The 14850-nt window shown below is 55.2% G+C and carries 12 protein-coding genes; 5 read left to right on the top strand and 7 right to left on the bottom strand.

The window, feature by feature from the left end:
- The first annotated feature begins 11 nt into the window (after positions 1 to 11).
- Together LAC81_RS25760 and LAC81_RS25755 are read left to right on the top strand one after the other, a co-directional pair.
- Complete coding sequence (locus LAC81_RS25760; RefSeq protein WP_223729972.1) at positions 12 to 467, top strand: carboxymuconolactone decarboxylase family protein; 456 nt, start codon at positions 12 to 14, stop codon at positions 465 to 467.
- Positions 468 to 517: 50 nt separating this feature from the next.
- Positions 518 to 1435 carry an NAD-dependent epimerase/dehydratase family protein gene (locus LAC81_RS25755; RefSeq protein WP_223729971.1) on the top strand — a complete coding sequence of 306 codons (918 nt, stop codon included), beginning with the start codon at positions 518 to 520 and terminating at the stop codon, positions 1433 to 1435.
- A 153-nt stretch (positions 1436 to 1588) separates the two neighbouring features.
- Here LAC81_RS25755 and LAC81_RS25750 read toward each other — a convergent pair whose 3' ends face one another.
- The 3 genes from LAC81_RS25750 to LAC81_RS25740 form a co-directional block, all read right to left on the bottom strand.
- Positions 1589 to 3610: a methyl-accepting chemotaxis protein gene (locus LAC81_RS25750; RefSeq protein WP_223729970.1), complete on the bottom strand. Its 2022-nt coding sequence runs from the start codon at positions 3608 to 3610 to the stop codon at positions 1589 to 1591.
- 547 nt (positions 3611 to 4157) lie between these two features.
- A complete protein-coding gene (locus LAC81_RS25745) occupies positions 4158 to 4436 on the bottom strand; it encodes a GNAT family N-acetyltransferase (protein WP_223729969.1) in 279 nt (92 codons plus the stop codon).
- A 360-nt stretch (positions 4437 to 4796) separates the two neighbouring features.
- Positions 4797 to 5252: a RidA family protein gene (locus LAC81_RS25740; RefSeq protein ID WP_223729968.1), complete on the bottom strand. Its 456-nt coding sequence runs from the start codon at positions 5250 to 5252 to the stop codon at positions 4797 to 4799.
- A gap of 436 nt (positions 5253 to 5688) precedes the next feature.
- Here LAC81_RS25740 and LAC81_RS25735 point away from each other — a divergent pair, with 436 nt between their 5' ends.
- On the top strand, positions 5689 to 7965 hold the full coding sequence (locus tag LAC81_RS25735) for a CDC48 family AAA ATPase (RefSeq protein ID WP_223729967.1): 2277 nt from the start codon (positions 5689 to 5691) through the stop codon (positions 7963 to 7965).
- A 277-nt stretch (positions 7966 to 8242) separates the two neighbouring features.
- A complete protein-coding gene (locus LAC81_RS25730) occupies positions 8243 to 9355 on the top strand; it encodes an FAD-dependent monooxygenase (RefSeq protein WP_223729966.1) in 1113 nt (370 codons plus the stop codon).
- A 122-nt stretch (positions 9356 to 9477) separates the two neighbouring features.
- On the opposite strand, the gene LAC81_RS25725 is transcribed toward LAC81_RS25730, so the two are convergent.
- Genes LAC81_RS25725 through LAC81_RS25710 form a run of 4 tightly spaced genes read right to left on the bottom strand, consistent with a single transcriptional unit; the run spans position 9478 to position 13395 of the window.
- Positions 9478 to 10233 (bottom strand): ABC transporter ATP-binding protein, encoded by a 756-nt coding sequence (locus LAC81_RS25725; RefSeq protein ID WP_223729965.1) that lies wholly within the window; start codon positions 10231 to 10233, stop codon positions 9478 to 9480.
- Complete coding sequence (locus tag LAC81_RS25720) at positions 10223 to 11008, bottom strand: ABC transporter permease (protein WP_223729964.1); 786 nt, start codon at positions 11006 to 11008, stop codon at positions 10223 to 10225. Before LAC81_RS25720 ends, LAC81_RS25725 begins: the two co-directional genes overlap by 11 nt.
- Complete coding sequence (locus LAC81_RS25715; protein WP_223729963.1) at positions 11005 to 12399, bottom strand: amidase; 1395 nt, start codon at positions 12397 to 12399, stop codon at positions 11005 to 11007. The genes LAC81_RS25720 and LAC81_RS25715 overlap by 4 nt, the downstream gene beginning before the upstream one ends.
- A gap of 3 nt (positions 12400 to 12402) precedes the next feature.
- A complete protein-coding gene (locus LAC81_RS25710) occupies positions 12403 to 13395 on the bottom strand; it encodes an ABC transporter substrate-binding protein (RefSeq protein WP_223729962.1) in 993 nt (330 codons plus the stop codon).
- A gap of 158 nt (positions 13396 to 13553) precedes the next feature.
- Between LAC81_RS25710 and LAC81_RS25705 the strand changes: the two genes are divergently transcribed.
- Positions 13554 to 14513 carry a LysR family transcriptional regulator gene (locus tag LAC81_RS25705; protein WP_223729961.1) on the top strand — a complete coding sequence of 320 codons (960 nt, stop codon included), beginning with the start codon at positions 13554 to 13556 and terminating at the stop codon, positions 14511 to 14513.
- Positions 14514 to 14850: the final 337 nt, after the last annotated feature.

The raw sequence follows: 14850 nt of genomic DNA, 5'->3' as shown, positions 1-14850 counted from the left end.
GGAAACAGGCTATGACCAAGCGACTCGACTATAATCAGATTGCTCCGAACGGCGCCAAGGCGCTGGGTAGCGTTTATGGCTACATTCTGCAAAGTAATCTTCCCCCGGCACTTGTAGAGCTTGTGTACCTGCGCGTTTCACAGATCAACAACTGCGCATACTGCCTTGACATGCACACCCGCGACCTCATCAAGAAAGGGATGCCTGTTGAAAAGCTTGCACTGGTGCAAGCTTGGGAAGAAGGGGGCACCCTTTTTAGCGAAACGGAACGTGCGGCGCTCGCATGGGCGGAATCGGTAACTCGGGTGGCTCAAACCGGCGTCCCCGATGACGCCTACATCGCGGCGCGCCAGCTTTTTGGCGAGAAGGATCTTGTCGATCTAACGATAGCGATCAGCTTGATGAATGCCTACAATAGAATGGCAATTAGTTTCCGAAATACACCTCAGGCAGCGATAGCAAGCTAAACGCAGCGCCACACGTCCGGCTAGAGCCCGGACTTCATAGGAGTTCTCTGATGAATATCTTTGTAGCGGGAGCCACGGGCGCCGTGGGTCTCCCGCTGGTGCGCGCGCTGTGCGCTCGGGGGCATGAGGTGACGGGGACGACCCGGACAGGTTCCGGCGCAGATGCATTGCGGGAAGTTGGGGCTAACGTTTGCGTCCTTGATGCGTTCAACCGAGTGGAGGTCATCGATGCCGTCGCTGCAGCGGCGCCTGACGTCATGATTGACCAGCTCACTTGGCTTCCCGCCAATCCTGCAGACATCGTCAAGTCACTACCAAATGACACACGTCTCCATAAGGAAGGCGGCGACAACTTGCTAGCGGCTGCAGAAGCAGCCGGCGTCGCAAGGTACATCCTACAATCGCGTGGGTTCTTTTTGGACGCGCCATTCGGGAAGCTAGCCGACGAAACTGCCCGCCTTCGCTATACTGCACCTGGGCCAATAGGCGAGAACACGCGCGTGATCGGGGCTTATGAAGACCGCGTCCTGGATTCGACGGTCTTTCAAGGCGTGGTGTTACGTTATGGCTTCTTTTACGGCCCGGGTACATGGTACCGCCCTGAGGGCGCAATTGCACAGCAGTTCCGCAGAGGTGAAGCAAGGATCATTGGCGACGGCCAAGGCGTGTGGTCCTTCGTTCATATAGACGACGCAATAAGTGCTACCGTCGCGGCGGTTACTGCTGATCCGGGGACCTACAACATCGTGGATGACAATCCGCTTCCCGTGTCCAAGTGGATGCCGGCGTTTGCCCGTTGGATAGGCGCTCCTGTGCCTGCTCAACTGAGTATTGAAGACGCGGTGTCTATGTCTGGCGAAGAAGCGGTCTTTTACCATATGCAGCTCACCGGCGCTTCGAACATTCGAGCGAAAGAAAACCTCGGCTTCAGACCGCGAGATTTGCTGTGGGCAAGAGAAGGGTTGTGACAGCGCGAGATTTTGTAGCTGTGATAAATTTGGCGTGATTTCGAACATTCGACATCGGAAGGGGCCACGCGCCTCCGATTTTGGCCGAACCGCGTATTTCATAGGCCCCTGTGTCCCGTTGGGTGCACAGGGGCCTATACGTTTAAACCAGACTCAGAACTCTTGCCAGTCGCCTTTGATATCAAGGGCCGCATTGCCGCTGAATGCGGATGCAATATTGCGAACCGATGTGCGCGCCACGGACGTGTTCGCGAAATCCCGCCGCCCATGATTGACAGCCGTCATTTGCGAGCCGCCGGTACGTCCGAGCTTGAATTGGCTGACAAGCTCTTGCAGCCGCACAGCCTCATTCGCAAGGGTGTTGGACGCCGCATTCGATTGTTCCACCATGGCTGCGTTCTGCTGCGTCATCTGATCCATGGCGTTAACCGCGGTGTTGACTTCGGCAAGCCCGACGGCTTGTTCCTTAGCTGACGTGGCGATCGCTTCCATGTGCGCGTTTATCTCAACGATGAAATCGCTGATCGTTTTTAATGCTGATCCAGCATCACGTACCAGCTTTACGCCGTTGTTCACTTCCAGCGAGGAGTTCCGGATTAGTCCCTTAATTTCCTTCGCAGCCTGAGCCGACCGCTGGGCGAGTTCGCGCACTTCCTGTGCCACGACGGCGAACCCCTTACCAGCTTCACCCGCGCGAGCGGCCTCTACGCCCGCGTTTAGTGCCAGGAGATTCGTTTGAAAGGCGATCTCATCGATGACTCCGATGATATTGGATATCTGCTCCGAGCTTTCTTCAATCTTGCGCATGGCCTCTTCCGCATTCGATACCACATACGCGGATTCCGCTGCCGAATGGTTCGCGCGGCTGGCGACATCTTTCGCCTCCTCCGTACGCTTGGAAGAGTTTGCGACGTTGACCGTGATCTGATCGAGTGCCGCCGCGGTTTCCTCCAGGGATGCCGCTTGCTGCTCGGTGCGTTTTGAGAGGTCGTCCGTGCCCACGGCAATCTCGCGTGTCCCGGTGTCGAGGGTCGAGATCGACCCGGAAATCTCCGAGAGCGTCGAGCCGAGTTGGGCCACGGACTGGTTGAAATCGTGGCGCAGCGCCTCGAAATCCTGCGCAAAGGCATTATTGAGCTGAAAGGCGAGATCGCCGGAGGCCAGTCGCTTCAGGCCAGCCGCGAGCCCGGACGTGGCGACCCGCAGACGCTCTTCGGCGTCGGCCTCGGCCTTTTCCTGCATGGCGACGCGTTCGACTTCGGCGCGCTTGCGGTTTTCCATTGCCTCCTGTTCCAGCCGCCGGTTGGCAATCGAGGCTTGGCGGAAGACCTCGAGCGCCTTACCCATGTCGCCGATTTCATCGTCGTTTGCCGCAAGCCCAATCTGGGTGTCCAAATGACCGTCGGCAACAAGTCCCATTGACTTGCCGAGGTTGTACATGCCGCCGATGATACGCCTAAAGGTGACGAAACCCACGACGATAAGCATCACCGCCAATGCGGACATGGCGACCATCATGAGTATCCAATAAAACGATGCCCGGACGTTGGCCTCGTCGACAGCTCCTTGCGTGCGGCGATCGAGTTTCACGTAGAAGGCATCGACCGGCTTCATGATCTCGGCCTTGAATTTGTGATAGTCGGGCGAGTTGAGCATTTGTGTCGCCTTGCGCGTGGCTTCGGGGCCGAGCTTAGCGGCGTTATCCACCAGCGCCATTGCCTCTGTTTCAAGCGTGATCAGGGCGTCCGAGCGTTTTCCGGCCTCATCCAGCAGAGCAAACTCCTCGTCAGTGAACCCCGCCTGCTTCATCAGGTCGTGCATGGAAACGGCCGGCCCGTCAGGACGAGGTTTGATTTCTCCGCCGGCCACAAAATCCCAATAGATGCGGTGATAGTCACTCGGTCGAGCACGCGTGCCGTTTCGAATTTCAACAACCGCGTTATACTGGTCCTTGAACGATGTATCGCTCGTCTCCGCATAGGTGCGCACGAGGCGTGTGAGATCATCCGAAGACTGGCGAAAGTTATCGGCCAGCATGTAAGAACGATATTTCTGATCGTAAGCACTCGTGACGTCCCCAGCAGCACGGGCGTAACCCCAGACGCTCCCGACGAGACCGGCCATGGCAACGCCGGTCGCCGATGCCAAAAGGATAAATTGGCTCTTGATTCTCATAGCGAATTTCCAAGCATGGACATGTCCATTCTGACGCGCCGAACTCATTTCTGGCTCAGATGGTATGATCACGCGAGAGAGGGTGCTCCGACTGCATTGTCGGTCGTAAACCAATTAAAATAAAATAGTTATTGAAACACAAATCCTCTTCTTTACTCGGAAATGAAGCGCGCATTCGCATCTTCACTTCAGAGTTGAATGTAATTATACTACAACACCAGAACTCGGACGGGTATAAACTTATGATTGAGCAACTCGGCAAGAGATGCTCTGATCAAGCGCGTTCGGTTCACGGCGGCTCCGTAGACTTCCGAGCCGCCGTGGCTTCGCCTTTAACGTTCCGACCGGGTGAAATATTCTCGAGCCAGCTCTCCACAGGAGGCCACGAACCTTAGCGCCCCGATGCTCTAAGGGTTATCGCGGACTTGCGAGTTCCCTTAGCGAGGCTTCGACCGGACGTTTATAGGCCTAGCGACCGCCAGTTATTCGCCACGATATCTGGTTTCCCTGTGATCTCGCTTCCGACCACCAGAACGTTGATTCATACTCAGGCTATGACATCGCGCCAGTCAGGATGTGTGGCGAGCTGGCTCTGGAAGAATGGGCATAGCGGTATTATCTTCCATCCTCCGGATCGCGCTTCCTCGACCGCATGCATGGCCAGTGCCTGGCCAATACCTTTACCACGGAGCACATCGGGAACCTCGGTGTGGTCGATAATAATAAGGCGAGGAGAAGTTCGGGAGTAGCTGATATACGCAACCACCCCATCTGCCGCAGTAGTGTATCGGCCCCCGGATGAATTGTATTCGTGCTTAAATTCCACTTTGTAGTCTCCTTAATCAAAACGGGTTCAGGTAGATTGCTCGGTGCATCCGCAGGCAGCGGACGCACGGACCCGACGAACAAGCATTGGTCCACGACCTGTAGGCCATCGTCGAAGTGAAAACGGTCCAGGAACAATCTAATGTTGAAACTGACCGCCCGAAGATCCTGAATTTGTGTCAGTCAGAGACGATGCTTCGCCGAGATCGCAGCACGATCCCGGTGAAAACCTGGAATGCGGGATACGTGATCAAGCAAGATTTGCGCAGGTATTTTTGCTTTGCCTTTGCCTAGTCCGATATTCAGGATCGGGCTTCGTTGCTTCTCTCCGTCGTGCGCGGTTTCCGCTCTAACGATTGATCTAACTGACAATGGCAACCATGCTAATCTCGATCAACTGGGTAGGAATCGCCAACCGAGGCGTCACCAGCATCGTGCTTGCAACTTCAGGCCTCGGGGAACCAAATGCCTTCTTGCGAACAGGGCCCGCGACCTGAAAGGCTGCGTCCATATCCAGCACATATACCGTTTCCTCCACGACGTGATCGAGAGTCAGACCATAGGCAGACAGCAGCGTTACGCAATTTGCATAAGTTTGTACCATCTGTGCTTCCATGTTCGAGAAATCCGTAACCTTCCCGTCGGCATCGAGCGGCGCAGGCGCTACCATCTCGCCTTTATCGTTATGGCTAAGCTGACCCGAAAGATACACCGTGTTCCCGACCTTAACGGCCTGCGAATAGCCGTAGCCCTCTTCCCACGCCACTCCCAAATTCTTGGAGACCTTCTGCAGGGGATTCCTATTTTCACTTGCCATCGAGATTCCTCACTATTTTTTGCGTAACGAGTGTCTCCACGACAGGCGGCAACTCAAGCCTCAATTCGGCAAGGTCACTTTTGCAAATTTGAAATTTCCTCTGGACGAATAATTGTGGCACGGCATCGCCTCCTCACTTCGGTGTAACAGCGGATGTCGTCGCGGAGGCTCTAGATAAAACTGGAGGATCTCGGATCGCCCGACAGCATGAACTACTGCTCGCCATATCCGATGGCCCTTTCCAGAGGCTACCCAAGTGCATCACACCTATCCCATCGCCCCGAAGAGAGCGTTGTCGTCGAGAGCTATCTGCACAGTAAAGGTAATCGACGAGATCATGCCTACGGACGAATTGAAGAGCGAGCCCGTATCGTACGCGGGGTACGCCAAGTCACAGTATAAATTTCGAGCATCACAAGCGTGAGAAGGGCCACAAATGTCCGACGATTCCAGCATTCAGCTACAGGTGGCTAACATGCGTCTTCAGGACGCAGGCGCTAGTGTTGCGAGACTAACCGTATCGGTAATGCAGAAGATAGGCGTCAAGGAAGGCGACCTCATTGAACTGATTGGTAAGCGACATACGGCCGCAATCGCCATGCGCCCATATCCGGAGGATGAGGGGATAAACATCATTCGGTTGGATGGACTTCAACGCGTGAATGCTGGTGCCACGAGTGGTGATCATATTGAAGTACGCAAAGCGGAGGCCCGACCAGCTGCGAAGGTCGTACTCGCACCCGCTCAAAAGAACCTCCGTCTTCAAGGCTCGGGCGAAGCCCTACAGAGAACTTTTCTCCAAAGACCAATGGTATCAGGAGATGTCGTATCAACGTCGGTACAACAGCATTTGGGCGGCAGGGACGGCCGAGGTGATGGACTGCTCCGTGGTTTAGTGGACCTGCCAGCCTATGGCCTCCAGGAAATCCGCTTGGTTGTGGTTTCTACTCAGCCCCGCGGTATTGTCCAGATGACGGACAAAACAATTGTCGAACTACGCCCACTGTATGAGGAGCCCAAGGAAGCTCGGAGGGCTGATGTGACCTACGACGACATCGGTGGATTGGGTTCGTCGGTGGCGCAAGTTCGCGAAATGGTCGAATTGCCCCTACGGCATCCAGAGCTGTTTCAGCGTCTAGGAATTGATCCCCCCAAAGGCGTTCTGCTGTACGGTCCGCCCGGCACTGGAAAGACCCTCCTCGCGCGTGCAGTCGCTAACGAGACTGAAGCAAGTTTCTATCACATTGCGGGACCAGAAATCATGGGAAGCCGCTATGGCGAATCTGAAGAGCGGCTCAGGCAGGTCTTCCAGGAAGCGTCTCAGAACGCACCCTCTGTGATCTTCATCGATGAGATAGACTCTATCGCCCCGAAGCGTGAACAAGTCACTGGCGAGGTCGAGCGACGCATCGTTGCGCAGCTGCTTACCTTAATGGATGGCTTGGAACCGCGTCAGAATATTGTGGTCATTGGCGCTACTAACCGACGTGATGCGATCGATGAGGCTCTTAGACGTCCCGGACGCTTCGATAGAGAAATAGTTATCGGTGTACCAGATCAAGGCGGGCGTCGAGAAGTCCTGGCAATTCACACAAGGGGTATGCCTCTCAAGAAAGGAACTGATCTCGATGAAGTCGCACGGTCAACGTACGGCTTCGTCGGCGCGGACCTAGGCGCACTTGTCCGCGAAGCCGCGATGGATGCGTTGAGGCGGGTTCTGCCGAATATCAATCTTCGAGAAGGCATCCCGTCGGAAGTCATCGACGACCTTTCAGTCGGCCAGGATGATTTTGTTACCGCTATGAAGCGCATACAGCCCTCGGCGCTGCGTGAGATCATGATCCAGGCACCAGACGTTCGATGGGAGGACGTCGGCGGCCTCGACCAGGCACAAATGAAGCTCAAGGAAGGCGTCGAGCTTCCCCTTCGTTCGCCCCAGTCATTTAAGAGACTTGGCATTCGCCCCGCCAAGGGCTTCCTGTTGTTCGGGCCCCCAGGTACCGGCAAAACGCTCCTTGCAAAAGCAGTTGCCAGGGAGGCGGAAGCCAATTTCGTTGCGACGAAGTCTTCTGATCTACTTTCGAAATGGTATGGGGAATCGGAACAGCAGGTCACGCGGCTATTCGAGAGAGCCCGGCAGGTCGCTCCAACGATCATTTTCATCGACGAGATAGACTCATTGGCACCTGCTCGAGGGGGTGGATTGGGGGAACCCGCTGTTACCGAGCGTGTCGTCAATACTCTCCTTGCCGAAATGGATGGATTGGAAGACATGCAGGGCGTGGTCGTCATGGCAGCCACGAACCGCCCGAACCTGCTTGACCCAGCGCTGCTGCGCCCAGGTCGATTCGACGAACTCGTCTATGTGCCAGTTCCAGATAGCAAGGCGCGGCTGAAGATACTCGGCATTCACACCAGAAAGATGCCCTTGGCAGCCGATGTACGGCTTGAAGAACTGGCGGCTCGAACCGAAAGGTTCACTGGCGCGGATCTTGAGGACCTAACCCGCCGAGCCGGCCTCGTCGCGCTTCGGGAGTCGCTCGACGTGCCGCAGGTCCGAAGCGTTCATTTTACGAAAGCGCTCCAAGAAATCAGACCCTCTGTGACGCTCGAAGTCGAAAAGGATTATGAGGAGATGTTCCGGACGCTACGGCAAGAGACTCCCCAACCGAAGCGGTATGGATTCACACCGCTGCGACAAACTGCCGAGTGAATTTTTGCAGAAGTAGACTCTTAATCACCGGGCGGGCAAATGGTTCGCTCGGCGTCCGCTTGGAATTACCTAGCATGTGTCTGTCACGACGGCGCGAGGGCAGGCTCACGCGCCCTGAGCAACACGCGTGTTTGCGCTCCCATTATCCAGCTCTGACGAGTTGGAGCGCAGCCTGCGGGCCTTGTGGCATTTTCAGCAGAGTTGGCTTTGTCCGCGTGCAGTTTGTTCTTCAACAGGTTCCGCAGTGACAACACCCGAACCAAGATAGGATTTTCATATGCGATCGCTAAACATTGGGATTGTCGGCGGTTCTCTCGCAGGCCTGTTTACCGCAATCCTTCTCCGAAGCGACGGCCATAACGTTACCGTGTTTGAACGTTCCGCTCACGGTCTGGCCGGGCGCGGCGCCGGGCTAGTCGCGCAAGCCGACCTGTTTCGTATGCTACGCGCTATCGGGTGCGAGCACCTGGCGCATGTGGGTGTCGTCGCGCAGGAACGAATATTCTTGGCCTCCGACGGGCGCGTAGCCGAGCGTATCGCGACGCCGCAGACACAGATTTCATGGGATACGCTCTACTCCACTGTGGCTGCAATGCTGCCGCCTGAACACTATCGACTGGGAACAATGATCAGTCAGGTTGAGCAACACGTCGACAGTGTAACCGTTAAGTTCGCGGACGGGCAATGCAGCAGCTTTGACCTCGTCGTCGGTGCCGATGGGGTTGCATCCACGGTCCGGACGGTCATTAATGCCAACTCGACGAACCGCTTCGCCGGTTATGTGGCATGGCGAGGCATTATCGCAGAAACCCGTCTTCCAGCGGCGGCCTCGATCCTTCTGAACCGCTTCACGTTTTATGTAACGAAGGGTATCCACGCACTGGGCTATCTGGTCCCAGGACCTAAAGGGGAAATGGAGGAGGGTACGCGTCGCTACAACTGGGTATGGTACCGTAAAGTCTCGGCAGATGAACTCCCAGACCTATTCACCGGAGCACGCGGCAAAAAATATGATTTCTCGTTACCGCGCGGCGAGCTCACGCCCTCGCGGCAGAGGGCGCTTGCTGCAGATGCGTTCGCATTCCTACCTCCCCAATTTGCTTTAACAATAGACGCTACGAGAAGTCCCTTCATTCAAGGTATCTTCGACTACGAGTCGGAAAGAATGGTATCGCACCGAACTGCCTTGGTTGGTGACGCTGCCTTTGTGGTACGCCCCCATACCGCCATGGGGGTTGCGAAAGCAGCTGGGGACGTGCTCGCCTTGCGAAAAGCACTAGCGGAGACCGGTAATTTGTCGGACGCATTGAAGCGTTATGAACGTGAGCGCATCACGGTGGGCCGCGAAATCTCTCATCTTGGGAAGGTACTCGGCGGCGTGGCACTCTAGTTCTCCAAACAAGTAGAAGCAATTTAAGTGCATCGGTGCGGCGCAAAGCCGCCGAAGAGCACCGAGTGGATGGCGCGCCGATACGCGAGCAGGTCTGCCCATCCGTTGAGCTCGGATGCTGGCTAATCTTCGTCCAAAAGTTCCGAGACCTGAGTTGTCGTTTCGACGAACTGCTGGCTTACACGATAGGCTTTATCGCGAATCGCTGACGCGGGGACATCAACAAAACCCACGAAACGGCTTGGGCGGGTTCGCATCACAGCAATGCGGGTGGCGAGATATACGCTCTCAGGCGTACTATGAGTGACAAAAACGACCGTGCATCCGCTATCGCGTTGGATCGCCAACAGATCATCGTCGAGCCGTGCGCGTGTAATTTCGTCGAGTGCGGCGAAAGGCTCATCCATCAGGAGTAGCTTTGGTTTAGTCACCAAAGCCCTAGCGATCGAGACCCGCATCTTCATCCCGCCGGATAATTCCCTAGGATAGGCCTGTTCGAATCCCGTCAATTTCACCATTTCGAGAACTCGAGAGACTTCCCGCGCAATTTCAGATGCCGGCCGCTTCCACAGCTTGAGCGGCAATGCAACATTGCTTGACACCGTTGCCCAGGGGAGAAGTGTTGGTTCCTGGAATACGACGCCTATGTCGGCAGGCGAGCGCGCAGGCATTTCCAATTTGCCGCCCGTCGGTTTGCTCAAACCAGCCAATAACCGCAGAATTGTTGACTTGCCACAACCCGACGGTCCCAAGAGGCACAAGAATTCCCCTTGCGCAATATCGAGGTCAACGGCCTCCAGCACAGTCATGCTGCCATAGGCCTTTGAAACATTTCTGAGACTGGCGACCAGCGGTGCTGACAACTCATTATAGCTCATGGGAAACCTCGCTTTCGTGCCAGCGACTCAAGAGGAGAGTCTGGAAGATTGTCATGATCTGCCAGATAGTTATTCCGAAGGCAGACAGTAGGAACAGGGCCGCAAACATACGGGGCACGTCCAGCATGCTTCCGCTTTGCACGATGGTCCATGCCAGCCCCGTGGATGTTCCGCTACTTGCTACAAATTCTGCCACTACGGCGCCAATGACGGAGAGACCTGCGGATATTCGGGCACCTGCCAGGATGAATGGCAATGCTCCCGGAAGCTGCAAGCGCCATAGGCGATCCCAACGGGAAGCACCATAAAGAGTGAATAGGTTCCTTAGTCCATGTTCAGTTGATTTTATTCCAACGACGGTGTTGGACAACATAGGAAAGAACGCAACCAACCAAGCAAGAATCAAGAGGGCTAACCACACCCTAGATAGGCCTACCCAAATAATGACCAGGGGAGCCACCGCGACAATGGGCGTGACCTGCAAGACGACGGCATAGGGCCAGAAAATCTGTTCGAGGAGACGGCTCTGCGTCATCAGTGTGCCTAGAGCAACACCGCTAATCAAAGCGAGCACAAACGCGCTCAAGGTGACAATTGCCGTATTCCCGAGTGCGCACAGAAGGTCCAACCTGTTTTCCCAGAACGATTGGAGGATTGCGGTAGGTGCCGGAAGCACATAGTGAGGGACGTCGAACTGCGTGACCGCCCATTGCCAAAGACCAAGAAATATTAGCCCTGCGGCGATTGGTATAAGGGTTGACTCGAAATTCTTCATAGCAATGGGCGCCTCCTTCGCCAAAGCCAGGGTTGCTCTAGCAGCTCAGCCATCGCAATGAGCCTGCTTTCACTGTACCAAGGACCAACCAATTGCAGTCCCACCGGAAGGCCTTGTTCGGTAAAGCCGACGGGTACAGAGATTGCGGGATGACCTGTTAAATTGAATGGATAAAGCGTCGCGGCCGCCTTGCCGTAGGCCTCAAGGCCGACAGAACTTTCGTCATCGATGCGAAGACAAGGCACCGAAAAAACCGGCATAGCGATTACATCGATGGCATCAAAAAGTGACTGAACAGTGCGAAACAACCGGGTCCGCGCTGTTATCGCGGCATGATAGGCATTCGCCGCGTAACCCAAACCCTCTTTCACGACAGCCGCGAAGCTGTCCGACCATTTCGCCTGGTTGTCAGTAGTCGTGAAGCTAGCGCGAGCGGCGTGTCCAACTGACGAGATGACACGATAGATGTCGTAGGAACCATCGAGGAAGCTCCCGTCAAACGGGGTCAGAGCCACACCTTGTAGGGCAAGCCCCTGCAATCCGCTTGCGATACATTTCTCCACCTGTGGGTCGATGCCGTCGAGCGATACCACCCCAACACGAAGAGTGTCGCCTCGATTTGACAATGGAACGGGCCTGTCCCGACCAATACTGGCGGCATCGGTGGATGCTGACCCGGCGATTACGTTTAGCAGCAGCCCAAGGTCACCTGCGCTCCGAGCCATCGGACCAAGCACAGAGTAATTGCCGAACGTGTCGCCGAAATTCACATGCGGAACCCGCCCCATTGTCGGTTTGATCGCAAAGGTAGCCGTGCATGACGCGGGCCAGCGCAAGGAACCTCCTCCATCCGAGCCGATAGCCAGCGTCCCTATGCCTGCCGACAAGCAGGCAGCAGCCCCGCCGCTCGACCCGCCTGGACTGTAGTCCAGAGCCCACGGATTGCGGGTCACACCATAGAGCTGGCTATCTGTTGTCACTTTATGAAAATATTCAGAAGTCGTCGATTTTGCGAGAAGGATAGCACCGGCATCACGCAACCTTTGCCATACCACATCATCGGATGTCGCCACGTCATTGGCATTTGCGAGCGCGCCGAACGTATTTGGGTGGCCCTTCGTCGCGACACCATCCTTTATAGTGAGTGGAATGCCGTGAAGAGGCCCCAACCTCTCGCCGCGACGGATGACTGCATCCGCCTTGTCAGCTGCTTCCAATGCCTCGTCAAAAAGCGGTACGGCGATACCGTTAACTTCTGAAGTCGCAGACGCGCGATCAACAGCCGCTTGCACAATTTCGCGAGAACTGACCCTGCCCCGTCTGATGAGCTCACCCAACTCACTGGCGGAAAGGTAGCAGAGTTCGGACACCGAAGTAGTCGCCGGGCCCATCGTCTACCTTCCTTCGTTTACGAAGCGCAGGGAGTAAGCTTTGCGGTAATCCAGATCCGCGGGATAGATGCCCGCCGCGACCATGTCTTTGAAGAAAGTCTCCCAGCGCGCATCGGTCATCGCGCCGACACCCAATGCTCTTGCATCCCCGCCTGTAACTAGCTCGCGGGTACGCATCTCAGCTATGGCAGCCTTCCACAATCCCGGCCCATAAGCAGGATCGGTGTTAATAGAGGTAGCCAACTCCATGGCAGGCGTATAGTCGCCCGTCATGCATTTCTGATATCCCTCGCTGGTAGCAGCAATGAATGATTTCACGGCTTCTGGCTTGGCCTCGATGAAGTCACGCATTCCAAATACTGTTGATGAGTAGTTGGGATAGCCGTAGTCTGCCAGTAGCATGACTACGGGAGGCTTTGGCAACTGTGCGCCAAGGTAATACGCGTCCGATGTCACATAACCCTGCTGAATAGACGTAGGGTCGCTGAGGAACACGGCCGCGTTGTAGGTGTACGGACGGAGTTGGGTATCCTCAAATCCCGCCTTCCTCTTCAACCATTGCCAGAATTCACCTCGTGCGAAATCAGCGACCATGACAGGGTGGCCCCTCACCTCTTCCAGAGTAGTGACATTCTGATCGGCATGAGCAACCAAGGTCTGCGGATCTTTCTGGAAGTATGCCGCGATAGTGATACCGGGAATGCCTTGCTTTACCATGTTGAGAGTGGTGAAGCTTGTCCCCATAGCTAGGTCGACCTGACCGCCAGAGACTAGCATTGCAATGTTTGTGCCAGGCCCGCCGGGTCTCAATTCCACGTCGAGCCCCACTTTTTCGTAGAGCCCCGTTTGCTTGGCATAGAAGAAGCCGCAATGCTCGGCTTCAGGCAACCAATTCAAACCAAACCGGATTTTCTCCAACGCATGTGCCGCCCCTGGCACCCCCGCCGTCGCGATGACGGCAGCGCAGGCTGGTAGAAAAAGATGTTTTACAGACATTGTATCCTCCTGACTTTGTACTCGCCATCTAACCACGTGTGGCTCGCGGGCGGCGGAAAGTGTTGAAGCGGTATGCTGCTTGCGGGGATGTATACGTTGATCTAAGCTTTCAAGAAAGCTGACCTCTTTAGACCATTCGTCCAAAAATATAGACCCCTATGCCCTATCCCTACGACCTGAACGATATTCATTGCTTCCTACAGATCGCTAGGGCTGGTAGTATTTCGGCCGCAGCGCTCTCATTCAACATTCCCAAAGCAACCCTCAGCCATAGCCTGCGTCGCCTTGAAGACGCGCTGCAGGTCGAGCTATTCGTCCGGAGGGCGCGAGGGCTGCAGCTAACGGAAGCCGGAGATCAATTTCTCGCCAATTGTGGAATGATATTTGAAAGTTGCGAAAATGCCGTGAGCGCAGCTCAACGTGCTCATTCCACCTTAGGCGGGCGCCTTCGCCTCTTCGCAAGCGCAGAATTCGGCACGACCATCTCTGGCGCTGCAACTCTCGCGATGTCGCTCGCCCATCCCAAAATTGAGTTTGATATTCATTTGTTCCCCAGTGAACGGAATATGGTCACGCAGAACGATTTTGATTGTTTGATTTTTGTTGGCGAGCCACCGGAATCAAGCTTGCTCAGACGCAAAATGGGGTCTGTTTCCTACGGTCTCTACGCTAGCCCCGACTTTATTTCCAAGCACGGAATGCCCTTGGTGCCGGAAGTCGTAAATGACTATGACGCAGTATCTTACGTGAGGTGCGGAATACCTGAGGAATGGCAGCTAAGTCAGGGAAAATCGAAGATCACGCTAAAGCCTCGAACGAAACTTCAAACCAATGAATACTGGATGGCCAAGTATTTTGCAGTTCACGGCATGGCGATGGGATACTTTCCGGACTTTTTTGTAAAGTTCGAAACTGAGCAAGGATATCTTTCGGCCATACTGCCCGAGTGGCGATCCGACGATATTCCTGTTTATGTGCTCTACCCCGCGCAGCGGCATCGAAATCCGCGCGTAATGAGCTTGGTCAACGTTTTGTGTAGCCAGTTCGAGGAATTTGTGTCTTCACCTCGATATTCCTTGTTCAGCACCGGCTATGTTACCCGCCCCCTGAGGGGCTGACCACTCAAGCCCTCGATATGGTGCTGTGGCGCGGTTTGTTCGAACAATTTCGCACTGTTGGTAAGGGTTTCGAGCCCTGGTTATGGCGCTCGTGATAACACTCTCTGTGAAGCATGACCTTTACGCCTCAGAAGGAAGTTTCCACGTGAACAAAATGGTCTTGTCGAGCTCGAGGATCGTGAACCTCAAACTGGAAGCGCGTTCGGCCGTAGTCTGATGCCCAGGGTCTTTACCAACTGAGATCGTTCGTCATCGTCGGCCGAAAGCCAAATGAAACCGACGGCTAATGACAGTTGAAGAGCATTGGAAGCACAGACTGGAACGATTGCAAGCTCGA

Source organism: Ensifer adhaerens, from assembly GCF_020035535.1.
GTDB lineage: Bacteria > Pseudomonadota > Alphaproteobacteria > Rhizobiales > Rhizobiaceae > Ensifer.
The sequence above is the reverse complement of the archived record's forward strand: the minus strand, read 5'-3'. Positions and strand labels throughout refer to the sequence as shown.